The organism is Lysinibacillus boronitolerans JCM 21713 = 10a = NBRC 103108 (assembly GCF_000772935.1).
In the GTDB taxonomy this organism is placed as follows: Bacteria; Bacillota; Bacilli; order Bacillales_A; family Planococcaceae; genus Lysinibacillus; species Lysinibacillus boronitolerans.
Genome location: NZ_JPVR01000066.1, coordinates 1 through 25,633, shown reverse-complemented (window position 1 = coordinate 25,633; position 25,633 = coordinate 1). Strand labels below are relative to the sequence as shown.

25 protein-coding genes and 1 pseudogene are annotated in these 25,633 nt (G+C 38.4%); 9 read left to right on the top strand and 17 right to left on the bottom strand.

All coding sequences use genetic code 11. The annotated features are described in order from the left end of the window. Positions 1 to 376: 376 nt before the first annotated feature. Entirely contained in the window at positions 377 to 1,567 is a 1,191-nt protein-coding gene (locus CD31_RS06150) for an MFS transporter (RefSeq protein WP_425319323.1), read from the bottom strand. A gap of 5 nt (positions 1,568 to 1,572) precedes the next feature. Then, complete coding sequence (locus CD31_RS06145; RefSeq protein ID WP_016992502.1) at positions 1,573 to 1,971, bottom strand: MarR family winged helix-turn-helix transcriptional regulator; 399 nt, start codon at positions 1,969 to 1,971, stop codon at positions 1,573 to 1,575. 166 nt (positions 1,972 to 2,137) lie between these two features. Here CD31_RS06145 and CD31_RS06140 point away from each other — a divergent pair, with 166 nt between their 5' ends. Continuing rightward, on the top strand, positions 2,138 to 2,692 hold the full coding sequence (locus CD31_RS06140) for a DJ-1/PfpI family protein (protein WP_036076314.1): 555 nt from the start codon (positions 2,138 to 2,140) through the stop codon (positions 2,690 to 2,692). A 34-nt stretch (positions 2,693 to 2,726) separates the two neighbouring features. Here CD31_RS06140 and CD31_RS06135 read toward each other — a convergent pair whose 3' ends face one another. The 5 genes from CD31_RS06135 to CD31_RS06120 form a co-directional block, all read right to left on the bottom strand. After that, positions 2,727 to 3,053, bottom strand: a complete 327-nt coding sequence (locus tag CD31_RS06135; protein ID WP_016992500.1) for a DUF3889 domain-containing protein — start codon at positions 3,051 to 3,053, stop codon at positions 2,727 to 2,729. Positions 3,054 to 3,108: 55 nt separating this feature from the next. Further along, positions 3,109 to 3,240 (bottom strand): hypothetical protein, encoded by a 132-nt coding sequence (locus CD31_RS23965; RefSeq protein WP_004269370.1) that lies wholly within the window; start codon positions 3,238 to 3,240, stop codon positions 3,109 to 3,111. 14 nt (positions 3,241 to 3,254) lie between these two features. Continuing rightward, the gene (locus CD31_RS06130; protein ID WP_004269369.1) at positions 3,255 to 3,479 is read right to left on the bottom strand and encodes a hypothetical protein; all 225 of its coding nucleotides are present in this window, start codon (positions 3,477 to 3,479) and stop codon (positions 3,255 to 3,257) included. Between the two features lie 126 nt (positions 3,480 to 3,605). Next, complete coding sequence (gene coaW / locus CD31_RS06125) at positions 3,606 to 4,442, bottom strand: type II pantothenate kinase (protein ID WP_036076313.1); 837 nt, start codon at positions 4,440 to 4,442, stop codon at positions 3,606 to 3,608. A gap of 679 nt (positions 4,443 to 5,121) precedes the next feature. After that, positions 5,122 to 5,856, bottom strand: a complete 735-nt coding sequence (locus CD31_RS06120; protein ID WP_016992499.1) for an SDR family NAD(P)-dependent oxidoreductase — start codon at positions 5,854 to 5,856, stop codon at positions 5,122 to 5,124. A 215-nt stretch (positions 5,857 to 6,071) separates the two neighbouring features. On the opposite strand from CD31_RS06120, the gene CD31_RS06115 reads away from it, so the two are divergent. Continuing rightward, a complete protein-coding gene (locus CD31_RS06115) occupies positions 6,072 to 6,893 on the top strand; it encodes a squalene/phytoene synthase family protein (RefSeq protein WP_081977460.1) in 822 nt (273 codons plus the stop codon). A 41-nt stretch (positions 6,894 to 6,934) separates the two neighbouring features. On the opposite strand, the gene CD31_RS06110 is transcribed toward CD31_RS06115, so the two are convergent. Beyond that, complete coding sequence (locus tag CD31_RS06110; RefSeq protein ID WP_036076312.1) at positions 6,935 to 7,423, bottom strand: metal-dependent hydrolase; 489 nt, start codon at positions 7,421 to 7,423, stop codon at positions 6,935 to 6,937. A gap of 159 nt (positions 7,424 to 7,582) precedes the next feature. On the opposite strand from CD31_RS06110, the gene CD31_RS06105 reads away from it, so the two are divergent. Continuing rightward, positions 7,583 to 8,815: a ferredoxin reductase family protein gene (locus CD31_RS06105; RefSeq protein WP_036076311.1), complete on the top strand. Its 1,233-nt coding sequence runs from the start codon at positions 7,583 to 7,585 to the stop codon at positions 8,813 to 8,815. A 37-nt stretch (positions 8,816 to 8,852) separates the two neighbouring features. Here CD31_RS06105 and CD31_RS06100 read toward each other — a convergent pair whose 3' ends face one another. Beyond that, on the bottom strand, positions 8,853 to 10,883 hold the full coding sequence (locus CD31_RS06100; RefSeq protein WP_036076310.1) for a methyl-accepting chemotaxis protein: 2,031 nt from the start codon (positions 10,881 to 10,883) through the stop codon (positions 8,853 to 8,855). 194 nt (positions 10,884 to 11,077) lie between these two features. Here CD31_RS06100 and CD31_RS06095 point away from each other — a divergent pair, with 194 nt between their 5' ends. Both CD31_RS06095 and CD31_RS06090 read left to right on the top strand, forming a co-directional pair. After that, positions 11,078 to 11,704, top strand: coding sequence for a nitroreductase family protein (locus tag CD31_RS06095; protein WP_036076309.1), 627 nt, complete (start codon positions 11,078 to 11,080; stop codon positions 11,702 to 11,704). A 350-nt stretch (positions 11,705 to 12,054) separates the two neighbouring features. Beyond that, the gene (locus CD31_RS06090; protein WP_036076308.1) at positions 12,055 to 12,552 is read left to right on the top strand and encodes a hypothetical protein; all 498 of its coding nucleotides are present in this window, start codon (positions 12,055 to 12,057) and stop codon (positions 12,550 to 12,552) included. 29 nt (positions 12,553 to 12,581) lie between these two features. Here CD31_RS06090 and CD31_RS06085 read toward each other — a convergent pair whose 3' ends face one another. Further along, on the bottom strand, positions 12,582 to 13,631 hold the full coding sequence (locus CD31_RS06085; protein WP_036076307.1) for a DUF1835 domain-containing protein: 1,050 nt from the start codon (positions 13,629 to 13,631) through the stop codon (positions 12,582 to 12,584). Positions 13,632 to 13,772: 141 nt separating this feature from the next. Between CD31_RS06085 and CD31_RS06080 the strand changes: the two genes are divergently transcribed. Continuing rightward, a complete protein-coding gene (locus tag CD31_RS06080; protein ID WP_052125330.1) occupies positions 13,773 to 14,942 on the top strand; it encodes a pyridoxal-phosphate-dependent aminotransferase family protein in 1,170 nt (389 codons plus the stop codon). A 574-nt stretch (positions 14,943 to 15,516) separates the two neighbouring features. On the opposite strand, the gene CD31_RS06070 is transcribed toward CD31_RS06080, so the two are convergent. Next, complete coding sequence (locus CD31_RS06070) at positions 15,517 to 16,845, bottom strand: D-serine ammonia-lyase (RefSeq protein ID WP_036076304.1); 1,329 nt, start codon at positions 16,843 to 16,845, stop codon at positions 15,517 to 15,519. Further along, complete coding sequence (locus tag CD31_RS06065; protein WP_036076303.1) at positions 16,835 to 17,308, bottom strand: YaiI/YqxD family protein; 474 nt, start codon at positions 17,306 to 17,308, stop codon at positions 16,835 to 16,837. Before CD31_RS06065 ends, CD31_RS06070 begins: the two co-directional genes overlap by 11 nt. A 175-nt stretch (positions 17,309 to 17,483) precedes the next feature. Here CD31_RS06065 and gdhA point away from each other — a divergent pair, with 175 nt between their 5' ends. The 3 genes from gdhA to CD31_RS06050 all read left to right on the top strand — a co-directional run bounded on the left by gdhA (position 17,484) and on the right by CD31_RS06050 (position 20,561). Continuing rightward, the gene (gdhA, locus tag CD31_RS06060) at positions 17,484 to 18,857 is read left to right on the top strand and encodes an NADP-specific glutamate dehydrogenase (RefSeq protein ID WP_016995150.1); all 1,374 of its coding nucleotides are present in this window, start codon (positions 17,484 to 17,486) and stop codon (positions 18,855 to 18,857) included. Between the two features lie 217 nt (positions 18,858 to 19,074). After that, entirely contained in the window at positions 19,075 to 19,761 is a 687-nt protein-coding gene (locus CD31_RS06055; RefSeq protein ID WP_036076302.1) for a phosphoribosylaminoimidazolesuccinocarboxamide synthase, read from the top strand. A 146-nt stretch (positions 19,762 to 19,907) separates the two neighbouring features. Next, complete coding sequence (locus tag CD31_RS06050) at positions 19,908 to 20,561, top strand: Yip1 family protein (protein ID WP_036076301.1); 654 nt, start codon at positions 19,908 to 19,910, stop codon at positions 20,559 to 20,561. A gap of 100 nt (positions 20,562 to 20,661) precedes the next feature. Here CD31_RS06050 and CD31_RS06045 read toward each other — a convergent pair whose 3' ends face one another. The 5 genes and pseudogenes from CD31_RS06045 to CD31_RS22880 form a co-directional block, all read right to left on the bottom strand. After that, positions 20,662 to 21,864, bottom strand: a complete 1,203-nt coding sequence (locus CD31_RS06045) for an NAD(P)-dependent malic enzyme (protein ID WP_036076300.1) — start codon at positions 21,862 to 21,864, stop codon at positions 20,662 to 20,664. Positions 21,865 to 22,271: 407 nt separating this feature from the next. Further along, entirely contained in the window at positions 22,272 to 23,102 is an 831-nt protein-coding gene (locus tag CD31_RS06040; protein WP_036076299.1) for an MBL fold metallo-hydrolase, read from the bottom strand. Positions 23,103 to 23,156: 54 nt separating this feature from the next. Beyond that, positions 23,157 to 23,711, bottom strand: coding sequence for a hypothetical protein (locus tag CD31_RS06035; protein ID WP_036076298.1), 555 nt, complete (start codon positions 23,709 to 23,711; stop codon positions 23,157 to 23,159). Continuing rightward, on the bottom strand, positions 23,704 to 24,822 hold the full coding sequence (locus CD31_RS23795) for a hypothetical protein (protein ID WP_244905068.1): 1,119 nt from the start codon (positions 24,820 to 24,822) through the stop codon (positions 23,704 to 23,706). Before CD31_RS23795 ends, CD31_RS06035 begins: the two co-directional genes overlap by 8 nt. Beyond that, positions 24,819 to 24,932 (bottom strand): annotated as a pseudogene (locus CD31_RS22880) (sigma factor-like helix-turn-helix DNA-binding protein); the annotation flags it as partial. The gene CD31_RS23795 and the pseudogene CD31_RS22880, both read right to left, overlap by 4 nt. Between the last annotated feature and the right edge of the window lie 701 nt (positions 24,933 to 25,633).

Below are 25,633 nucleotides of genomic sequence, written 5' to 3'. Positions count from 1 at the left end.
GGTGCTGGAACACCAATGGTCCTAGTAACAAGACGAATCGCTTCAAAGGCGATTTGCAAGGTGATGAAAGTAAACCATCTCACATGCTGGCGAGGCAGGGGCGGTTTACTTTTTTTGTGTAAAAGTAAATGACAATGCAAGTACAGAAACAATAAGTGTTGAAAGACTTATCGCAACCATTATTGCTTCAAAAATAGTCAAAGGCATCAACTCCTTTCTCTTCAATAAGTTGAATGAGATAGGTTAAAATTGTGCCAACCGCCCATGAAACCTCTATCTAGTTACGCTCTTATTATACCATATTTTGGTCTAAATCAGCCACGCTACATGATTGCCTATAAAAATAAAAACAGTTGGGACAGACCCAACTGTTTTACTATATATTCACAACTTTTTTCGGTTTCATCTTTGCAAGGCGTAATAGATAAATAATAAAGACAACCCCTAGTAAGCCTGCACCTGACAAGTAGACTGAAGCATAGCCTGCCTGCACAGCTACCATTCCCAAAATATAGGAACCTAATGCGATCCCAAGGTCAAACATCGTAAAATAGGTTGCTGTAGCATAGCCACTTCGCTGGATGGCTGTGGATTGAACGGCTAATGCTTGCAAGCTTGTCGTCACAGCTCCATAGCCGAAGCCTACAAAAATAGCAGCACTTAAAAATAACACAGGTCCTTCTACAAAAGTGAGCATAACGAGCCCAATGGCGAAGGAGATAATGCCGGGAATAATAACAAATTGCGGCCCCTTCGTATCATAAAGTTTACCTGTGTATGGCCGCGTAATTAACATGGATGCAGCAAATACTGCATAAAAAAGACTGGCCACAGCCATTAAATCCTTTTGCTGTGCATAGATCGATAAAAAGGATAAAACACTGGCATACGAGAAGGCTACTAAACTAGCAATCGCAGCAACAGGTAACGCTTTTCGCTCAAACAAATCATCAAATTTAAAGGTTAGTTTTCCTTCATGTATAGGCTTCGGTAAATCATCGGTATTGACCGTTAACGCTAGAATTCCTCCTGCTAGAATACAAATACTCATAACGATGAACAATACCTTAAAGGTACTATATTGTATTAATAATAGCCCAATAAATGGACCAATAACGACAGCTAGATTTGTAGACATCGTAAAATAGCCAAGGCCTGCTCCTTTTCGTTTAGCTGGAACGATATCAGCCGCTAAAGAACCTGCAGCTGTTGTAATAATACTAAAGAAAATCCCTTGAATAAAACGTAGACCAAGTAAAAGTCCGAATGGATGAATAAATAAATATAAGACGGTACATATAAAATAGCCCACTATCGAAAGGACTAACAGTTTCTTCTTACCAAAGACATCCAACAGCTTTCCTGAAAACGGGCGTACAATGATAGCTGACAATAAAAAGCCAGACAATAGAAGCCCTGCCTCCTTATCTGTCTGATGTAGCTCCCCTATTGCATATAGCGGCAAAGTCGTTACAAGTCCATAAAATACAAAGAAAACTGAGATATTCGTTAAAAATAGACTAATGAAACGCTTCGTCCATATTTGTGTATTCTCTTCTTGCTGCATGTCCATCAACCTTTCATTTTTTCCAATAGCTTCAGAAGTTGCTCTTGTTCTTCAGCAGTTAAAGACCCAACCATTTCTTCCTCAAACGCTAGAATAGTTGCTGTAATGGCTGGTAGGCGTTCCTCTGCTTGTGCGGATAAAGTCACAATCTTTTCTCGTTTATCCTCACCATCTAATCGTTGTACCCAGCCCAATGCCTCAAGCCTTGTAATCGCTCTTGTGATACTTGGTGCTTCTACATTTAAATATTTCCAAATTTGCGTCAATGTCATGGGTCCATTTTTATGTAAGCAATACAAAATGGTCCATTGAGAACTATATAAATGATGCTGCTTCAGCACTTCATTTAAGCAATTAGTTAGATAGCGATTTTTTTGGAATAAAGCATGGAAAATTGGATTCATCACTACTACCTCCTAAATTTATTTACCTAGCTAAATAAATACTATACGCTTCATTTTTTTCTTTGTAAAGGAAGGAATTTGGAAAGATGGCTCAATCATCAGCAGGGAATTTTTTGCATGTGTCGAATAAAACATAATAGATTCACAATGAAAAGGAGATGGAATCATGGGGAAAAAGGTTTTAATACTTGCAGGAGATGCAGTAGAGGCTTTAGAGATTTTTTATCCTTATTATCGTTGTCTTGAGGCAGGCTATGATGTCACAATTGCAGCACCAACAGCTAAAAAATTACAGACTGTATTACATGATTTTGTAGATGGCGTCGATACATACATCGAGCGACCTGCCTATGGATTAGAGGCACATACTTCTTTTGCTGATATTGATCCAACACATTTTGATGGATTGATTATTCCGGGTGGTCGTGCGCCAGAATACATTCGTTTAAACGAGCATGTTCCACCACTTGTGTCCCATTTTTTCGAAACCAATAAACCGATTGCAGCCGTTTGCCATGCAGCACAAATTTTCGCGACCATTCCTGAAGCGCTAAAAGGACGTGAGCTGACAGCCTATATTGCCTGCAAGCCAGAGGTACAAGTGGCTGGCGCTACTTATATTGAAGCCAATCTTCATACAGATGGCAATTTAGTAAGTGGACATGCATGGCCTGATTTACCAGGCTTGATGCGTGCGTTTATTCAAAAGCTTGAAGATTAAATGAATGAGGATGCCTTTTCTGGGCATCCTTTTTTCATGACGTACTTTCTTGTAATTCAATTTTTTCCACCTTTTGTGTTGCACTTTGATAACTAATTCTTACATAGACACCAAATTCCTTATCGGGTTGCTTGAGCCAAAGTTTAAACTTTTCGATTGTTGACGCCCCATGTACTTCTTTACCCTCATGCAAATAATCGATAATTTTGGCTGATGGATATTTTGTCTTTACCTCTTTGATAGCCAGTTGTCCCCATTTGGCATAGGCTGGTGTTTCTTGTTGTGCATTGGCGGCCATTGGTGTTTGTATGAACACAGCAAGACAAACAAGCAGAAGCCCAAGTAAATATAACTGCCTCACTTGAATCACTCCTTTAAAAAATAAGCGCTCCAAAAAGTTTTGGAGCAGCTTGTCTTTATTGCTTTGGCTGTTGAGGGTTATTATGAATGACTTGGTTAAACTCTGCTGAGTACTCCTCACGATCATTCTTTTTATGCGTATCTTCCTTCTTTTTCTTTTTAAAGCTTGTTTTTCTCTTTTTTGCCATGATTTTCACCTCCGCTATTTTGTTTTATTGGACTGCTGGTTTTTATCATGATTCGTTTTATTGTTTTTATTTTTAGCTTTTGCATCAAATTCTGCTGCGAATTCTTCGTTTAAGTTATCATTCGGGTTGTTATTATTGCTATTACTTCGATCAAGATCTTTACTTTTGTAGGTACCAAAAGGATTATGCGTTCGCATATTCATGGTTTTACTGTTATTTCGATTATTACGTTTGCCCACGTAACATCACCTCCTGCACATAATTTGTTCAAATTGAGGCGTTACTATGTAGGTCAGTTTCTTCGCTAATTGTAAAAAAATGAACATGACTAATATGTATTAGTCATGTTCATTCTTATTTCGTCCCTAGACAATTGTATATTCTGTAATGTTGAGCAATGCTCCGACAGCGCCTGAAAAACCATGATCGTTAATAAAGACAGGTGTATGCTTTTTCGTACGTGTATAATTTGCAATCACACGGGCAAGATGAGCATTATTGCTGAGAGTTGAACCAATATAAACAATATGCTGTGCCTTTTTTTCTTCCGCATATTGAATGCTAAGTGTTGTAATGACTTCGCCTACTAGTCCCTGAACCGTCGCTATAATATCCTCTGCTGGATGTTTCATGGACTGGGTAATGCCTACTTTCCCAAAATTACTTGCAGTTAAATGACCATCAATGGGTGTATCCATGCCCTGATAAATGTCCTTAACTAATAAATCAATGCTCTCACGATGGCCCTTGTCAGCCATTTCTCGTATTTCATTGTAATCTGTAATCCCTGTTGTAAGCGCTGACAATCCAATTAATGTCCCACCACCAACGCCTGTCCCGCCAACGCGAATATGGGTATTGCCCTCCATATAATGAATGGAAGTGCCTGTCCCGATATTGGTAATCATACTACGCTCAAAAAAGTAGCCTTCTTTATTTAGTAAAAATCGGACACCCTTTAAAGTTGCTTCAAACTCCACTATATAATGAATCGATTTCATTGTTTTAATGACATCAAGTAATTGCTCTGTACGTCCCCCCGTAACACCAATATCCTCAATATCTGGATGGTCGATAATCCATTTTTTTACAGATTGCAGATCATTAGACGGAAAGGTTGTTAAAACAAGTTCATTGTGTTGATCTAAATAAGCAACCTTTGTCAATGTGCCGCCTGCATCAATACCTATAGCCTTTGGCATACAATTCTCCTTTGATTTTATTACGCAGTTTACGCGATGATTAAGGCAACTAATAAAGTACATGCCCTCTTTGGTACGAAGGATTTTGCAAGGAGTTTTGTGTGCCAAAATCCTGACCAATTAATTTGTTCGTACAAAAGCTAAACGCTCAGTACAATCCCCCAAATTGTGTAATGACATTTTCGCCCTTTCTAAACTTTAACGCTGTTGAAATGATTGTGCAATAACTTCGTAAACTTTCATGAAAAAATCATGGAAAATATCAAATTTTTTCTATTCGATCGCTGAATTTTAACGCATTTCTAAAGCTTTATTATCATTCTACTAAAAAAATAAAGCTTTGTTAAAGCATTATGCTGTTTTTGAAATTTAACAAATATTCTAAAGTGGAGCAAGTAAGTCTTTGTCATATTAGGGGATACACCTGCATTCAGGTACGCATAAAATATTTGCTTAATTAGAACAAGAAGATTTCAGATTCCAAAAGAAGAAGGCTCATTAGTGCATGCACGATGCCTATCGTAATGAGCACATTGTATTCCTAAGTATGTAAGGTGCTAAAAGGGGGTTTATGAAATATTGACCAAATCGAACGTTCCCCTATTTTATCCATGAGAAACATAAAAAAAGTGAAAATACACTGCTTGAACAGGCACTTTCACTTTCCAAAAACGATTATTTAGCGTGCTGAATAGCCACCATCAATGACAAGCTCGGCACCTGTAATGTAAGAAGCTTCATCAGATGCTAAAAATAAAATAGCATTTGCTACTTCCTCTGGTTGGCCAAGGCGACCCATTGGTGTTGCTCTTACTAACATATCCATTGCTTCTTTTGCTTCTGATAATTTAGCAGTCATTGGTGTTTCAATGACACCAGGGAATACTGTATTGACACGAACATTGAAAGCACCAAGCTCTGATGCCGCTGCACGAGCAATCGCACGTAAAGATCCTTTAGAGGCTGTATAGGCATTAAAGCCAGCGCCAATAATCGCTGTGTAAGAGGATGTATTAACGATAGAGCCTTTCCCAGCTTCTTTCATATAGTTAGAGGCATGTTTAATGCCCAAGAAAGGTCCAAAGGCATTGATATTATGCATGATTGACCAGTCCGCTTGTGTAATTTGATCTGGTCCTTTTTCGGAGGAAATACCAGCATTGTTAATTAAAATATCAATGCGACCATATTTCTCCACAATGGCCTTTGTCACTTCTGCCCAGTTTTCATCAGAGGAAACATCTAATTTCATACCCTCTACATTGTCTAGCTCAGAGATCTTTGCTAGGTTATCTTCATTAATATCAGCTGCAATTACTGTAGCTCCCTCTTGTGCAAACAATTTCGCCATTGCTGCACCCATACCAGATGCGCCACCAGTAATCATCGCAATTTTATTATCTAAACGTCCCATTTTCTAAACTTCCTCTCTTCTGAAATGTGGTTTTTAACCTATACTTTCGTCCACATTAAAAGTATAGGTTTAAATAGTTTACTACTAAACTATATCATCTTTAGGAAACGTTTTCAAAGAATATCTCTCTAAATAAGAACAATCTGTTTTATCTTTCCCTTTTTTTACGATACGATATACTATAGATGTGGAACCATTTGAACGGAGGAATACAAGTGAACGAGCAAAAAAGACTATACAAAGAAGCGATGCAGGTTTTGAAAGATACAAGCCGCACGTTTTATATACCTATTACATTTTTAAAAAATGATTTAAAGATATCAGTGGCTGCAGCCTATTTAGCAATGCGTGCAATTGATGAAATTGAAGACCATGAAGAACTTTCTAATGATGTAAAATTTGAATTACTGTCAGCAACGAGTGAATTACTAAAGGACAATTTCAATAACGAAGCCTATCAGTCATTACTTGCACCTTATGCAGAGCTATTACCTGAAGTATCCCTTCGTTTAGCAGATTGGCTGACATTTTGCCCTGAGGAATCCAGAAAAATTGTACAGGCTTCCACAAGTGAAATGGCTTTTGGGATGGCAAAATGGGCAAAGGCGAATTGGCAGGTCCGTACACGTGAGGATTTAGACGATTATACATACTACGTGGCTGGGCTTGTAGGGACGATGCTGTCTGAGCTTTGGGCATGGGGTGCAGGCGTTCAAACGGATCGCGAGCTAGCAATAGGCTATGGCCGTGGATTGCAGGCTGTCAACATCTTACGTAATCAGCATGAGGATTTAGATGAACGTGGTGTAAGTTTCGTACCAGAGGGATGGACACGCGAGGATTTATTTGCGTATGCAGAAGAAAATTTAGCCAAAGCAGATTTATATATGAAGGATATCAATAAACGTACTATTCAGCTATTCTGTCGCCTACCACTTGCCTTAGCGCACAAAACACTAAAGGCAATGCAAGAAGGACGAGAAAAAATGACTCGTGCTGAGGTAGAGCAAACTGTTGAAGAGGTACAGGCAGACTAACATGAAAAGCCCCAGTAAACGATTACTGGGGCTTTTCTTATTTATATCGCATCAATAAATCTTACAATTAATTCATAGCTGAAATAGATGGATAGCATCGATAACAACATCAGTACGACACCTTCTACCTTGCTACCAGTTTTCGTTGTAAGTGGAAAACGAATGGAGACAGTCGCAGGGAAAAATAGTTTAACCCCTTTTTTTGTACACATATCAAGTATGATATGACTAGCCATCCCGATAATTATTCCAATAGATATCGCTCGATAGGGAATCAACATATGTAATAAAACCATCATGCTTATTAAAAACAACAAACTATGTGTAAAGGAACGGTGTCCAAATACTGTAGTCACTAGCTTCGCGATGAGGGGAAATGTTCGACCTATTTTACTACCTCTGTGGCAAATATCTGGAAGTAACGCACCAATAACCCCTGCACCAACTAAGACAAGTGGGTTATCATTTGAAAACTGTGCAAAGGCAAGACTTGCTGTAATGCCCCCAACAATATGGGTATTCCCTTGCATAAATTACTTCCACTCCTTCTCTCTCTTATTTTTCCTTCTTAATGTAACATAATTCGACACAAAAGGGAACATACATTCCGAACGTACGCTCGAAACTTTTTACCTCTCTGATTGTATAGCTAGATAAAATATGGATAAACATAGTGATGGAGGTAAACTATGAGAGCTTATAAAGGAATACTTTTTATTTTATTCATTATGTGCGGTAGTGCTTTGCTTTGGTATTTTGCCAAACCAATGGCACCCATCCACCCGTTGAACACATTAAGTCATGTCATTGGAGGCTTAGCCATTACTTGTTTATTTCTTGTATTTTTATTAGCTACAAGAATAAAAACGTTGGAGCGTTGGTTTAATGGTCTTGAGCGGGTCTATTTTTATCATAAATTACTAGCCATTCTTTCACTTGTATTGATTTTTATCCACGGACAATTACAAAAAATGGTTCCTGATGAAGAGCTAATACAATCAACGCCACTCAACGAATTCGCAAAAGATCTTGGCGAGCTTGCCCAATACGGCTTTATCATCCTAATCATTCTTGCCTTTATTGCAAAATTCCTGAAGTACGAGCATTGGCGCTGGCTTCATCGATTATTACTTGTGCCGTATACATTTGGCATTTATCATGCTTATTTTTCTAGCCAATATGATTTATTACAACCCTCAGCTTTAGGGATTTTTACAGCACTAACAACTACAATTGGATTTATGTCAGCACTTTATATGCTGACAATGTATCAGGATATGTTCTTTCCCTATAAAGGTCATATTTCATCCATTCAAAGGCTGACCCCTGAGGTATTGGAAATTAGGCTGAAGCTTACAAATCAGCTGAATTATCGACCAGGACAATTTCTCTTTCTGAAAGTCTTTCAAGAGGGGATCGAAAAAGCACCACATCCCTTCTCTATTTCTGGAGGGTGTGGACAACAAATCAATATTACGATGAAGGCTATAGGAGATTATACCAAACAGGTTTACAACCTTATTCAGGTTCATACAGAGGTTGCTGTAGATGGCCCCTATGGTCATTTTGACTTTGACAGCGGGGATGCACAGCAGCTATGGATTGCAGGAGGTATGGGCATCACCCCATTTCTTGCCTATTTACACACGAAGCCTGATAAGAAAATTGACTTATATTATTCTTTTCACGGGCAAGACAATGTCATCTACAAAGATTTTTTAGAGGATTATGCACAAGCAAATGACCATTTTACGGTCACATTTATTGATACAACACAGCGCAATAGACTCTCTGTTGATGAGTTATCCTTCTCTTCACAAACAACTATTTTTATATGTGGACCAGAAAAAATGATTAAGCATTTCAAATCAGCTGCTCCTAAGAATAATGTACAGTGGGAAGCTTTTTCATTTAGATCTTAGAAAGGTGTACACCTAAACCTAGATGTACACCTTACCATTAAATCGTGAATTTAGTTGCTTCTTCTTGCAGATTTTGAGCAAGTTGTGCCAACTGCTCAGAGGCTACGGACATCTCATTCATCGTAGATGCCTGCTCTTCCGTGATGGCCGATACATTTAATGTATGATCATTTGTTGCAAGTGCCTGTTTGCTAATTGCTTGCACCTTTTCGGTTACTGCCTGCAGCTTTTCAAAAGCCTCAGCTGTCGTTTTGCTTGTCTTTTGCATGGTGTTTTGGAGATCTTCAATTGCACTGGCAATTGTATCGAAGGTCGTGCCTGCTTGTTGAACAGAGCCAATGCCTTGATGGGCTATTTTTCGACTTTGCTCCATCATCTCTACCGCGTCATTCATTTGTTCCTGAATCGTCTGCACAACCTTTGCAATATCTAACGAGGCACGGCTAGTTTGTTCAGCAAGTGCTTTGACCTCTCCTGCAACAACGGCAAAGCCTTTCCCTGCTTCCCCTGCTCGTGCCGCCTCAATGGCAGCATTAAGCGATAGTAAATTGGTTTGGTCGGTAATAGCCGAAATGAGCTGACTCATCTGCTCTATTTGAATCGAATGCTCCTTCAAGCCATTCACCAGATTGGCACTACTGTCAACCTGTGCATGGAGGTGGACAATATCATTCACGAAACCATGTATTTTTTGTGATCCGCCAGTAGCGAGCTCAGAGGTTTTTTGTGATTGTTGGACCGCTTCATGTAAATCGTCCATGGCGGTCTTCATATCCCCACCTAGTTGTGTTGTTACACCCTCTAACTCCCCACTCACCTGTTGTTGTGAACTTGTATTTTCTGCCACCTCTTGCATAGAAACAGCAACTTCTGTGACAGTTTTATTGACCTCTTGCACACTTGCCGTTAATTCTTCTGCAGTAGAAGCAACTGTCTCGGTTTCAGCTACAATGCGCTGCATCATCGAACCTAATGCTTCCACAGAGTCATTATAATACTGTGCCATTTCACCAAATTCATCCTTTGTTTGAACGGCCATTTGTTGCGTTAAATCACCCGTAGCAAGAAAGCCTAAATGAGTATTCATTGTTTTCACTTCCCCTCGGATATAACGAGCAAGGAAATAAATACTAATTGCGATTAGCAAGATTAGAACAACACTAATCACGATTTGCTGTTGGAGCATTGTCTGTATTTCGCCGTAAAGCTCAGTTGTCGGAACCAGTAAAACTAGCTTCCATGGCATATCTTGTATTTGCATAAATTGTAAGGTAAAATCACTACCCTCACTGCTTGTATGTATTAACTTTTTTTGATCAGAAATCTGCTCCACAGGCATATTCAACAACTGCTGGATCGTTTCTTTATTCACTTTATTTACATCAGGGTGCGTTAAAATTTTGCCACTATCATCAATTAAAAACGCATAACCACTCTCTCGAATTTTCACGTCAGAAACAATGGATTGAATTGAATCTAATACATAATCCCCTGTAATGACACCAATGGGCGTAGAATCTTTGACAATTTGTGTACCAAATGAGATAAACATTTCCCCCAAAGCTTCATCAAAATAAGGTGCTGTATGAACTACCTTATTAGATTGGATACTATTGCGATACCATTCTTGCTCGTGAAAATGATAGGCAGGATCTTCATAAGCATCCGTAGAGACAATTTTTTCTTCTTCCTTATAGGCATAAGGCCCAAAAATTTCTCCCTTTGCCACATCCTCCTCTAGCCATAAGCCCATACCATACGTTTCCTTATTGAAAGGCAATAGCTGCTGTACGTAGCGAATAAAATGCTCTCTGGTCATCAGACTGTCAGCCGATTCTATTGTTGTCTTTGCACTATTTATGAGCTGAATGTGTGCATGCAATTTGCCCTCAACGGAACCTGCAACGTCAACCGCTAGTATAGACATTTCATTTTCAATAGAGCTTTCAAGTTCATTGGATACGTTCAAATAATTAAGGAAGGTCATACCACCTAAAAAAACAGTGATGACAGGAATAAGCATTGCGATTTTTGCCATAATATTTAAATTTCCTAATAGCTTTTTCATTCACCTTCACTCCATATCTATTATTATTGCTCTATTCCATCTCTAGTATAAATGGATTATACCTACAAAAATATGTTTTTTTTGTAACTTTTAAATCCTAGATTCAAGACTCTTTAATTCGAGCAATTTACTTGGAAAATGAATTCATTTATCGTATAGTAAAAAACGCATCATACCATGAAGGAGACAAAATAATGACAGTGACAAAAAGTTCTTTAACTAAAGTTATGCACGAGCGTAAATCCGTTCGTAAATACGATGAAAACTTTAAAATCCCGCAGCAACAATTAGAAGAATTACTTGTAGAAGCAACGTCTGCTCCATCGTCTAGTAACCTACAGCCTTGGCGCTTTTTAGTAATTCAGGATGAAGCGGTCAAAAAAGAGCTACGTGCTATTGCCAATAACCAAGAACAAGTAGAAACTTCCTCAGCAATTATTGCCGTTTTAGGTGATACAAAGATGTACGAAAATGCCGAGGCTGTCTATACAAAGAACTTCGATCTTGGCTATATCAATGAGGCAACAAAAGATTCAATGATTAACAACTCAATCAATCTATATTCTCAACTTCCCCAAGAAGTGTTAAAAAATATCGTTACATTTGATGCTGGTCTAATTTCCATGCAGATTATGCTACTAGCTAAAGACATGGGCTATGATACAGTGCCAATGGGTGGATTTAATAAAGAAGCCTTTGCTCAACGCTTTGAATTAGCTGACCATATCGTCCCAGTTATTTTAATTGCAATTGGTAAGGCAGCCGCACCTGCTTACAATTCTTCCCGTATTGAACTTGAGCACATCGCCAAATTCATTTAATACACGTGAAAATAGTCATCTTACACTGTAGTTAAGATGGCTATTTTTATTTTTTGTGGCATTTCTTGTGCATCTACCATCATAGGATAGTAATGTTTTTGTACGTACTTGTTAAAATTAATAAAACGGAAAATGATTCTCAAAAACTAGCATAATAATGTTCCTCAGGATATTTTTTGTATTTTTATCATAAGGTACTCAAAAAATCATCATTAAAGACTTAAATAATCCACATCATTCTAGTACATTTGTGTGATTTCTACTAAATATTACATCTAAATTGTTGTAGCCTAAACACTTGAGGATTGTTATGATTAGGAGGTATTTTCAAATGAAGGGAGGTTTTTCTGATGAATTATGACTATAATGATTCTTATTATTACTCAGATTTAGATGCAGCCATGGGTGGTTTATTTTTTATCTTTATACTAGCCGCTCTTGCAATTGGTTTAATTGCCTACATTATTAGTGCACTTATTTATTTTATGACATCTAAAACAAATGGTTTTGGAGATGTAGCCTATATTGCTTGGATTCCCATTATTAATGTATATAGTCTCTTCCTGCTGACAGCTGGTGGGGATACTCGAGAAACAATACGTGCAACCGCTTTAAAAAATACGCTGATTTATGCGGGCTTAATCATTGTTTCATTTATTCCATTTATCGGTATTCTGGCTTCTTTAGGAGCGGCAGTTTTTACACTCTATTTCACGTATCGCCTATTCTACCGCTGGTGTGGTGAAACAGGTAAGGCTGTATTATACACAATCCTAATGGTACTAACAGGTGGATTGTTCTTTGCCATCTACGGCTTAATGCGTATGAACAGACCTTTCGTTGCTTAATTGTTTTAAAACCTCTTTATGCCCTCAGGCTAAAGAGGTTTTTTACGTAATTTCACAGAGTAATGGTGCATTGATTTAGGAATTCCCTTTAACTCAAAGACCCCGCTATATACTAAATAGCGAATTCTATATTCTAAAAAGAAGATATTTGGGGGAGCATCCATTCTGGTTAATAGCTCTGAGATGACTACACCTGTTTGTATAAAATCAGTATCCCCTTGCTCCTCATGAAGTTGTCCAATCGTTGACATAATCAAATGATCATAATAATTCTCGTGGACTGCTTGAATTTGTTGATGTAGCCATAGACGACAAACATCCTTTGTCTGCGCTAAACTTTCCCACTGCTGCTGAAAAATAAGACGCTCCTTCGCGGATAAGCGTTTTATGTCATATAGTTCCATGTTCCATTGGTGGTCAATAGCCCGCTGTTCACCTGTGTTGATAAGAACAACTTCATTGGTTTTATCACGTAATAAATAAAGAAGAAATCTAAGGCCACACTGTTCTTCTGCATTGTACCCACACCAAATGTAAATCGGCAGGTTGCTTGGAATATCCTGTATCTCTCTAATTGTGTTCATCAATTTATTACGATTTACAAAATCATCCACTCCATCATTCATATTTTCTCTTAGCCACTCATCACGGAATGCCTGTCCTCTTTTTTCATCGAGTTTCCACAATGGTCCAATCGACAAATCCTCTGGAAACCCGATCACATATTTCGGTGGAGCAAGCGCCGCTCGTAATGAGCCTGCTGCAGATTCCGAGCAAACAATATGTACCATTTGTGCCGAAGTAGTGGTTATGACCTGTTGAATATAATCATTCATAATTTCTACCAAATGATAAAGCTCTTCCTGCCCCATAAAGAAAGACCATCCCTGCTGAGGGGTGCTTTGTTCATGATGGAATGCTGTAAATGATTCAAATGGCTCAAGCTCATACCCCTGCCATTCCCCCCTCCTCATCACATCTTCTATTGTGATATACTCTAGCGCTTGAATTTTGTATACTAGCACCTGGTTTGTGCCGTAGAAGAAATAGATAAATGGATAATGCATGGATGTTTCCATTCGCACAGCCTCCTTTTTAAAAATTGTACCACAATGACAATCTCTTCCATCATTTTTCAAAAAAGTAGTTAGCTAGCACCATAAATATGCTATTATTATAGTTAGAAAATTTAGAATTTCTAGCAAAGGGGATTGATGAATATGTATGAAAATATTTTAAGACATCCGGGGCCAACACCGATACCAAAAAAGGTACAGCTTGCGATGAATCGGGATATTTTTAGTCATCGTAGTCAGGAATTTGTAGAATTATACCGAGAAACTATTGAATTAGTAAAGCCCGTTTTCGGTACGACACAGGACATCTTACTTTTACCATCAGGCGGGACTGCTGCACTTGAGGCTGCGGCTGTTAATACGGTATCTGCTGGTGAAGAGGTTGTCGTCATCACAGTTGGAGCTTTTGGCGACTATTTCGTTTCTATCTGTGAGCAATATGGCTTCCACGTACATAAGCTTGAAAAAGAATGGGGACAAGCTTGCACAGCAGACGAACTACGAGCATTTTTACAGCCATTACAAACTGTTAAAGCCGTTTTTGTTACGTACAATGAAACATCCACAGGTATTTTAAACCCTGTTGCTGAACTAGCACAGGTAATCCGTGAAGAAACAGATGCCCTCGTTATCGTTGATGGTGTAAGCTGTATCGGTGGTGCTCCTGCTGAAATGGATGCTTGGGGCATTGATATTCTCGTGACAGGCTCTCAAAAAGCAATGATGCTCCCACCTGGACTCTCTCTTGTCAGCGTAAGCGAAAGAGCTTGGAAAGTCATTGAAGAAAATCAAACACCTGCTTATTATTTGAATCTTCAAAGCTATCGTAGCTGGGCGGAAAAGGGCATGACACCTAATACCCCTGCTATCACACTGATTTATGGACTGCACGAGGTGTGTAAGTTAATTGAACAGGAAGGTGGCTTTACGCAAACGGTTGCCCGCCATGATCTTATGAAAAACATGGTGCGAAATGCAATGCAAGCATTACACATTGAGCTATTAACTGAAGATCAATATGCTTCCCCAACTATTACAGCAATTAAAACACCTCAAGGAATTGATCTTGGTGAATTTTTGACGCACCTTAAGCAACACTATCATTTAGATTTCGCAGGCGGACTTGGTCATCTACAGGGTAAAATTTTTAGATTCGGCCATATGGGCTATTGCTTCCCAAGTGACATTTTACAAGCCGTTTCCCTACTCGAGGCTGCCCTACAAGACTTCTCCTATGATTTCGAACTAGGAGCAGGCATCCTTGCCGCACAAGAAGTATACTTAGCCGCACAACGTAAAGCACTACAACGTTAAAACAGCAAAAACAGGTGGAGAAATTTCCACCTGTTTTTTAATTGGATTTTTTTCTACTAAACTTGAAGTTGCGTTGCGCGTTTGTGGACGCTAATCTGAGCGGGTTGCATCACTTTTTGAGAGCTTAAGACCCCAGTTTGAGCGGGTCCATACATTTTGTGAATGCTTTGGTCTCCTATTGGAGCGGATCCATACATTTTGCGAGCGCTTTGGACTCCTATTTGAGCGGATCCATACATTTTGTGAGCGCTTTGGTCTCCTACTTGAGCGGATCCACACATTTTGTGAGCGCTTTGGACTCCTATTTGAGCGGATCCACACATTTTGTGAGCGCTTTGGTCTCCTACTTGAGCGGGTCCATACATTTTGCGAGCTCTTTGGTCTCCTACTTGAGCGGATCCACACATTTTGTGAGCGCTTTGGTCTCCTACTTGAGCGGGTCCATACATTTTGCGAGCTCTTTGGACTCCTATTGGAGCGGGGCATCTCACTATTTGAATGCTTTACCCTATGCTCGAGCGGGATATCACTATTAGAGGTCGAGCTTCCATCCAAACATAGCTCCACACCGTCTTTAATTAAATTCCTTGGCCTTTGCTAAATAAGCGGCTCGCATTGTAGGTGGAACCATACTACCACCAGTGGCCCATACGAGATGTGTGGCTTGTGGGAGATGGCTTACTAATGCATGCTTTTCAAGATAGGATTGACCTTGTTGCAATAAACGAATGGCTCCAAACATCCCTGCGTGTGCAGATGGCTCTAAAAATAAATCTTCACTTTCCATGGCTAATCCTAGAGATGTAAATAATTCTTCATCTGATACTGTATAGCAACCACTTATATACGTCTCCATCACTTTTCCTACAAATTTGGAGGCGCGTCCAACAGCTAACCCATCCGCTTCTGTTCGATTGTCAAGACCTATATCTTCTACACTAATTGCATCATGTAAGCCTGTCATCAGCCCAATCGTCATACAAGGAGAAGCAACAGGTTCTGCAAAGAAAATATGCACATGCTCACCGTAAATCTCTTTTAATCCATAGGCAACACCACCTGGTCCTCCACCTACGCCACATGGTAAATAGACGAACAATGGATGTGCTTCATCCACTGTAATATTCGTCCTTTCTAGCTGCCCCTTTAAACGCTTAGCGGCTACGGCATAGCCAGCAAATAAATCCTTTGAATTTTCATCATCAATAAAATGACACTTTGGATCTTGCTCAGCTTTTTGACGTCCCTGCTCAACAGCTACACTGTAATCAGCTTCATATTCAATCACTGTAGCACCCTTTTCTCGCAGTAAGGCTTTTTTCCACTCCTTGGCATCACTCGACATATGTACAACGACATTAAAGCCGAGCTTCTTGCCCATAATGCCGATACTTAATCCTAAATTTCCAGTAGAGCCTACTGCAATCGTATATTGTTGGAAGAACGACTGAAATTCTTCTGTTGCTAAAATCGCATAATCATCCACTTCTTTGAGTCTTCCACTTGCCAAAGCTAGCCTTTCTGCATGTTTTAATACCTCATAAATTCCTCCGCGTGCTTTGATTGAGCCAGAGATCGGTAGTGCATGATCACATTTTAAAAGCAATTGGCCAGGAATCGCCACACCATATGCTTGTTCAATAGCATTTTTCATTGTAGGAATCGCCTTGATCGTTGACTCAATTAAACCTTCGCTTTCTAGAAGCTCTGGAAAAGCTACTTTTAAATAAGAAGAAAAACGTTGTAATGTTGCTTCCGCATCATCCACTTCAGGCATCGTAAAGAGCGTTGTTCCAGGATTTTTCGTCCAATTTGTATTTTCCCACAATACAGTATCTTTATTTGCTAGTTCGTTCAACTGCGGATATTGTTCAAATAGTTCGTGTTTATGTTCATTTTTCACCTGTAGATTCCTCCAGTTTATGGGCTAAAATTGCTCGTTCACAAATTTGTCGAAATTTCATTTCAAACGAAATATTGTTTTCTTGTGTTTTTTTTTTAGGTCCCTTTGTTCGTCCACCTGCCCTTCTAATTTTCTGACCAACATGTCGCATATCGAGCAAACGTTCGATGTTTTCATCAGACATTTCTCGTCCATTTTGATCAATCGGATACCCCCCTCTTGCTAAAACCATGGCTGCTAATCCGTAATCCTGTGTAATAACAATATCGTGTTTTGAAAGCGCGTTCACTAGCGTAAAATCAACCGAATCTGGACCTTTGGGTACAATAATTGTTATTACATTATCACGTTCAACACGATGGGATGTATCGCAAAATAAGATAGTTTCTATCTCAAACTCAGATGATATAGATAGCGCCAAATCCACGACTGGACAGGCATCAGCGTCTATAAGAACCTTCACAATAAGGCATCATTCCTTTCTCGTAATTAGATGAATCACTAAGAACTAAATTATATTAATATAATTTCAAAACAACCTCTCTTGCTCAATTTTTCACAAACTTTAAAAGTATTTTATTGAATAGTTTGAAAAATAGATATACGATACATCTATCAACTAAATGGGGGTTTTATTTATGACAATTACAACTGTTAGCAATGAACAATTAGCAAAAGAATACGTAGATGGCGTATTTGAGCAACTTAAACAACAGAACAGTCATCAAGCGGAATTTTTACAAGCTGCTGAAGAAATTTTCATCTCATTAGTACCCGTATTCGCGCAACATCCTGAATATATTAAAGCCAATATTTTATCTCGTATTGTGGAGCCAGATCGCATTATTTCTTTCCGTGTAGCATGGCAAGATGATAACAATCAAGTACAAGTAAATCGTGGCTATCGTGTACAATACAGCAATGTCATGGGCCCATATAAAGGCGGTCTTCGCTTCCACCCTTCCGTAAACGAATCCATCATTAAGTTCCTAGGCTTTGAGCAAATCTTTAAAAATGCTTTAACAGGGCAGCCAATCGGTGGTGGTAAAGGTGGTTCAAACTTTGATCCGAAAGGTAAATCAGATTCAGAAATTATGCGATTCTGCCAAGCATTCATGACTGAATTATACCGCCATATTGGTCCAGATGTCGATGTTCCTGCTGGTGATATTGGCGTAGGTGCTCGTGAAGTAGGATATTTATGGGGCCAATATAAGCGTTTAACAAAAGCAAATGAATCAGGCGTATTAACTGGTAAGACTCCTGGCTATGGTGGCTCTTTAGCACGTAAAGAAGCAACTGGTTACGGTACTGTTTACTTTGTGAACGAAATGCTAAAGGATGCTAATGACTCATTCGAAGGTAAAACAGTGGTTGTTTCTGGTTCTGGTAATGTATCTACGTATGCCATTGAAAAAGCGCAACAGTATGGTGCCAAAGTGGTTGCTTGCTCAGATTCTTCAGGCTATATCTATGACCCAGAAGGCTTAGATTTAGATGCCATCAAAGAAATTAAAGAAGTAAAAGGTGACCGTATCTCAACTTACGTTAATTACCGACCAAATGCTACTTTTACAGAAGGTTGTACAGGTATTTGGACAATTCCTTGTGATATCGCCCTACCATGTGCTACGCAAAATGAAATTAACGGTGAATCAGCTCGCACATTAATTTCGAATGGTGTGAAAGCAATCGGTGAAGGTGCTAATATGCCATCAGACCTTGAAGCAATCAATGAATTCTTAGAGGCAGGCGTATTATTTGGTCCAGCAAAAGCAGCGAATGCTGGTGGCGTTGCGGTATCTGCTCTTGAAATGGCACAAGATTCTAGCCGTGTATTTTGGTCATTTGAAGAAGTAGATGCGAAACTTCATCAAATTATGAAAAATATTTATACAGACAGCAAAGCAGCAGCTGAAAAATATGGCTTCCCAGGTAACCTTGTAGTGGGCGCAAACATTGCTGGCTTTATCAAAGTAGCAGATGGAATGCTTTCTGAAGGCGTCTATTAATAACATTCTATTTTCAATGTTTCCCAGGATTCGAATTCGGAATATTCTTATTTTCAATCAAGGTGGTAACGAACATTCGTTATCACCTTATTTTTTATTTGTGATTCTGTTATAAAACATAAAAATAAACGCTTTAAACGAACGTTTTTATCATTAACTATACAAAACATTCGTGTTATAATTTTAGAGTACTATGAAAAATATTGGAGGGTTTTTTGTGGAATTATTGTATACAGGTAAAACAAAAAATGTGTTCAAATTAGAAGATGGTCATTATTTATTAAAATTTAAAGACGATGTTACAGGAGAAAACGGCGTATTTGACCCTGGTGCAAATACTGTTGGTTTAACAATTGATGGGGCTGGCTTAGCTGGTTTGCGCTTAACTTCTTATTTTTATTCAAAATTAAACGATCAGGGTGTTCCTACGCATTTCGTTGATGCTAACTTCGAAGATGCAACCATGACAGTAAAGCCAGCAACTGTTTTCGGTAACGGCCTAGAAGTCATTTGCCGCTTCAAGGCAGTTGGATCATTCCTACGCCGCTATGGTGCCTATGTAAAGGAAGGACAAGATTTAGACTCCTTTGTAGAAGTAACCATCAAAGATGATGATCGTTTAGATCCTCCAATTTCTGAAGATGCCTTAGCGATGTTAAACCTGTTAACTCATGAAGAATATGCCATTTTAAAACAACGTACAATTGAAATTTCCAAATTTGTAGCGGCAGAGCTTGCTAAAAAAGGCTTAACGCTTTATGACATTAAATTAGAATTCGGCCGCGATGCGAAAACGAACGAAATTATATTAATCGATGAAATTTCAGGCGGTAATATGCGTGCTTACAAAGGCGAGCAATATATTGAACCGTTAGAGCTTGAGAAAATTATGTTAGCTGAATAATAGAATCATTTTTAAAAAGAGTCGACATTTACGACTCTTTTTATATGTGTGAGCTTATTTTTATTTTCCACGAAACTTTTCTTTCCTTCACTCGTATATTAACTATATGTAACAAGCAATTATTCTATTATTTTGGAGGTAGTTTGATGGAAAACTTGAATGAGACATCGAAAGAAGAGAGGTCAAAACTAAATCCATTTTTATCGGTTTGGATGCATCCAAAGCAAACGACTCGTTATATGATTAATGAAAAATCTATTGGCTTTGCTATTTTGGTTTTGTCTATTGGTTATATTGGCTCGCTTATGTCTGGGTTAATTGATTCAGAATTTCTTCCTGATTTTTCTCCATGGCTTTTAGTCCTATTATGTGTCATTTTTGCTCCTATTGCAGGTGTGATTGGCACAGCTATTTCTGCACTCATCTCATGGCTATTCGGGAAATTGTTTAAAGGTACTGGAACTTACTCGGACTTATTTAAAGGGTTAAGCTTAACAGCAATTCCATATATCGTGCTGGTTCCACTTTATATTATTTGGATGATGACTTCCCCAGATTCATTATTGGATCCGAATTTTATGGGCTCATTACCGTGGATTTTTTGGCCAACTATTTTAGTAAGCATCATTGTTACGATTTGGTCATTTGTTATTAGTGTAGGTGCAGTCGCTGAAGCACACCAAATTTCAAACTGGATGGCTTTCTTCACCATCTTTATTCCAGCTATTATTATCTTCATCGTATTATTTGTTCTTTTCTTTGTCATTCTCATCGGTATTATTGGTGTTGGCATGATGTAAAAACTTGAGATAAAGCCTTTGTTTAATCGACACAGCATAATAATAAAAGCAGATAGAGAAAAAGCCTGTAACTTTTCTCTATCTGCTTTTTTAAATTTTATTAAACAGATAGTGCTGTACTTTGCTGGAATAGCTCCGATACGCCAGATTCTACAGCTGCCCCACTTACTGCGCGTGAGACGATTGCCACAACGCGTTCGTCCAAAGATTTAGGCACAATATATTCTTCCTTTAATTCCTTATCACTCACAAGGGAGGCAATGGCTTCTACAGCAGCTAGCTTCATCGACTCATTAATATCCGTAGCACGCACATCTAAAGCACCACGGAAAATACCAGGGAATGCGAGAACATTATTAATCTGATTTGGATAATCAGAACGGCCCGTTCCCATAACACGTACTCCCCATGCTTTGGCATTTTCATACGTAATTTCAGGATTTGGATTAGCTAAGGCAAAGACAACTGGATTTTCATTCATGGACGCAATATGTGCCTCCGTTAATAGATTGGCTACAGAAACACCAATAAAGACATCTGCATCTGTTAGTGCATCCTCTAGTGTACCATGCTGCTTATTAGGATTTGTCAAATGAGCAACCGCTTCTTTAATTGGATTCATCCCCTCTGTACGACCCTCATAAATAATACCCTTTGTATCGCACATATAAATATTTTTATAGCCCATTTGCACAAGAATGCGTAAGATCGCAATACCTGCAGCACCAGCACCGTTAATCACAACCTTCATCGTTGCTACATCCTTTTTCACAATACGATTAGCATTTATCATCGCCGCTCCTACAACAATCGCTGTTCCATGTTGATCGTCATGAAAAACGGGAATATCACATTCTTGACGTAGGCGATCTTCAATTTCAAAGCATCTTGGTGCTGAAATATCCTCTAAGTTTACCGCACCAAATGTCGGGGCAAGCGCCTTCACAATGCTGACGATTTCATCCGTATTTTTTGTATCTAAGCATATTGGAAAAGCATCAACATTGGCAAAACGCTTTAGTAAAATCGCCTTCCCTTCCATTACAGGTAATGCCGCTTTTGGTCCAATATCTCCTAACCCTAAAACCGCTGTCCCATCCGACACAACAGCTACCATATTGCCCTTCATTGTATAGTCGTACACAAGCGAAGGATTTTTCTCAATCTCTACACATGGCGCTGCTACCCCCGGTGAATAAGCCAAACTAAGATCATAGGAATCTTGTACAGGTACCTTTGAGTTCACCTCTAATTTCCCGCTATAGTGTGCATGCATTTCTAATGCCTTTTTCATTACGTCCATTCCATCCCATCCTTTTCCCTTTGAATTTTTATTATATTTCAGAATCATAATACTTTGTGAAAATATAGTCAACGAATTTTCTGTCAATTTATTTTAATCTTCAAAAAACCATTATTTAATGACTTCCATTACACTTTTCTGTCAAATTAAACATTTCACAATCAATTATTCTAAGATAATTAATGCGATTGTTAACACTTTATAAAGTGTACACATAGAGCCATTTAGCCTGTTCAACTTTTCACATAGTATTTTTCTTATGTAAATGAGAATTTTTTCACAAACTTTTGTAAGCGCATCCATTGTCCTTATTGACTTTGTCACAATTTATTCACATTTTTTCACAAAGTTTTTTATTATACAGATCAAAGTATTTGTGAAATTCTTAACAAGCAAAAAAAGAGCCCTTATATAAAGGACTCTTGGGTAAAATGATTAATAAAGGCCGTGATGATATGTTTGGAAGACCATTGCTCTCCCGAAACTTTTGTAATCGGATAGTCACGAGGAAAAATTGTTTTAGTAATTTCTTCAACTGAATAACCTTGCATAAATAATTGCTTTACTTTCCCTTCCATGTCTACCAAATAATCAATTTTTTCTTGTATTTTCGTTCGACCATCCTCTATATACCCTGCATGACAGCAATAGACGACATCGAAATCATAGTTTACTATTTTCCTTAAAGATGCCAAGGTATGGACAATGTTTTCTTCATCAAGCACAACCTTTGTCTTTGGCTGGATAAACAAATCACCTGTAAACATAGCCCCTGTTTCCCGATTGTAAAAAGAAAGATGGTCTGTAGTATGCCCAGGTGTTTCAATGACATCCCATGATGCTGTGTTCGATTGTAACGTTTCACCAAATGGTTGGGCAATAAATGCTGGTCGTTCCCCCCACAATGCCTGTCGATAAAGTGGATAGTCTCCATCCTCAGCACAGAGATTGACTGAATCACGATGAATATAAATAGGTACATTCTTATGACGTTGAATCCATGCTGCATTTCCTGCATGATCCTCATGAGAATGTGTTAGTACCAATTGTTCTATCGGTATATCCTTAAAAAAGGATTGAAATTCCTGCGACAGTGAGTAGGAACCTGTATCAATCAGTAGCCCATCCACAAAAAAGCTATATACACTCATGCCAATCCCATGTACTGCAACTTTCCCGTGTGCACATTGTACACCGTGATGCTGCTGAATCTCTATACTTTTCTCCCGTTTAAACATCCTGCTCCCCCTTTACCCCTTGTACAAAAAGTGTAGCATAAAATGAATGGTGAGTCATTTTTGCAAGTAGGTAACAATATAAGATTTGTTCTTTACATGTTTACGAAGTGCTAATACATGAAGAAACAACCGTATATTCACAGCCAATAAAAGCAATGCGCCTAGGAACAATAATCCCATCTGCCAATCACTTGTAACATTTATTAAAAGCGTCCAACTTATAATGACAGCAAAGGCAATCGCAATATATTTTTTCATCACTCGTGTAGTTGGACCCTGTGCATCATGTTTTTGTTCAATACTCAATAAAATTTTTCCAAATTCCATTATAATTAGTAAATCAATTCCTTGAATTAAAACCGTACTCCAATAGAAGAGAAGATGTGAAGAAAAGAAAGTACTCATCAAGGTAAGAATCATAGCGCAAGCCATATATTTGCTGATAGGGGTTTTTTCTTTATAGAATGAAAGACTTTTTAAATAGGCCCCATAAACAAGGATATCTTGTAGTAGATTAGCGTATTTAAAAACATTTAAATAGATAAATTGAAAAAAAAGGGCCACAGCTAACCATTGTAAAAGTTTTACCTGTTGTTTAGATTCAATCATTGTTTTCACGCACCTTTTTCACCAAATTCGTCGTAAAATACGCTTGTGAATATAATCTTTTAGTTAAATAACCATCCGGGCCACTAAAACCTATGGACGTATTGATATCTAAGGTATCTTCCTTAAATTGAATCATCAGCTCCAACCGTTGACCTGCCGTTACTGAAAAAGGAAAATCACTAACGGTGTAGCGCTGATCGTTTAATCGCCATTCCTTCAACAGTATTTTATCCTCTAATGAAGTTGGAACATAAAATGCATCAAAAACAGCATCCTGTTGGAGGGTGAATGAAATGATTTGTTCCGAATCATGTTGTGACTGACTATAGCTATGATTCATGATCTGATTTTCATCAATGAAGGTTTCTCTCGTAAAATGAATTGGGGCAGGCAATTTCATCCCATCGCTTAATACGAGATAAATATTTTCGCTTGTCATCACTTTTTTCATCGTGTTTAAATCAAGCTGAAAAAAAGCTAAACGAATATTTTGATAGAGTAAATCTTGAGACGTATCCAATGGATAATAAAAGCCATTGACTAGATTTGTTTGCTCCGTTTGATCATATACTATTGGTAATTGCACGTCTTCTGCCTGTAAATATTTCACATATCGATGGTCATCTTTGTTTGTAATATAGCGTATCTCTAAAGCATTCTGTAAGCTATCTGTAACTTCAATTACAGTAGGTACCACTATCGGTTTTATTAATTGATGTTGTAAAAAAATCGTACTGTTACCGATCATTAGAATCAAAACTATGGCAACACCAATCGTCTTTTTCTGATCAGTGCCCACTTTAAGGTTTTTCCTAGAGCTGAATAGTATGATGCATACGCACAAAATAGCCAAAATCCAGTACATTGGAGGGGATAAATTTTCTAATTGTGACCTTAGCACACTAGCCCGATCATTACCTAAGTGTTGCTCCCCCACCATGAATGCCACAAATACACACGCTGCTAGTGTTACAGCAATAGTCAAGACTTTAGGTACCCACGGCTGAGGCTTATGCTGCTCTATTTTTGCTTGTTCAATGCCTTGTAGACTACGCTGTTGTAACGATTCTGGAATGTCTATTTGATCCATCTGCTTTTTTAGATTGTTCACCCTTGCCCCTCCTGTTCCAGTACCTGCTTTAATTTTTTTAATGCACGATACAAAATGGTTTTCGTCGTCCCTAATTTAAGCTGCAATACCTGAGCCACCTGAGACAAAGTATAATCATGAAAATCTCAACAAAATAACATCCTTTTCCTCTTTTGTGAGCTTTGTCATCACATCTGCCAACGCCCACCTCTCAGGAAGTTCTTCATGTGGTTCTTCACCTAGTGCTGACTCCTTTTATGACAATCCTTATTAACCATGTTTTTAAATAGGATGAATTTTGAAGAGAATGTATGTATTTAAAGCTACGGTAAGCGACTTCCTGTACGACATCGAGTGCATCTACCTTTTGATCAAGTATAAAATTCTATCCACTACTTTAAAAGGGCTATCCTTCCCTTTTTCATTTTAATCCGCCACTTTGAGCAGGTTATCCCCTACATTAAAATTTATCCGTCACCTTGAACGTTCTATCCTCCACTTTTTCTTCCTTATCCGCCAATCTGAAGAGATTATCCACTACATTAAATTTTATCCCTCACTTTGAATGTTCTATCCTCCACTTTTCCTTCCTTATCCGCCACTTTGAGCAGGTTATCCGCTGCATTAAATTTTATCCGTCACTTTGAATGTTCTATCCTCCACTTTTTCTTCCTTATCCGCCACTTTGAGCAGGTTATCCCCTACATTAAATTTTATCCGTCACCTTGAACATTCTATCCTCCACTTTTCCTTCCTTATCCGCCACTTTGAGCAGGTTATCTGCTACATTAAAATTTATCCGTCACCTTGAACGTTCTATCCTCCACTTTTT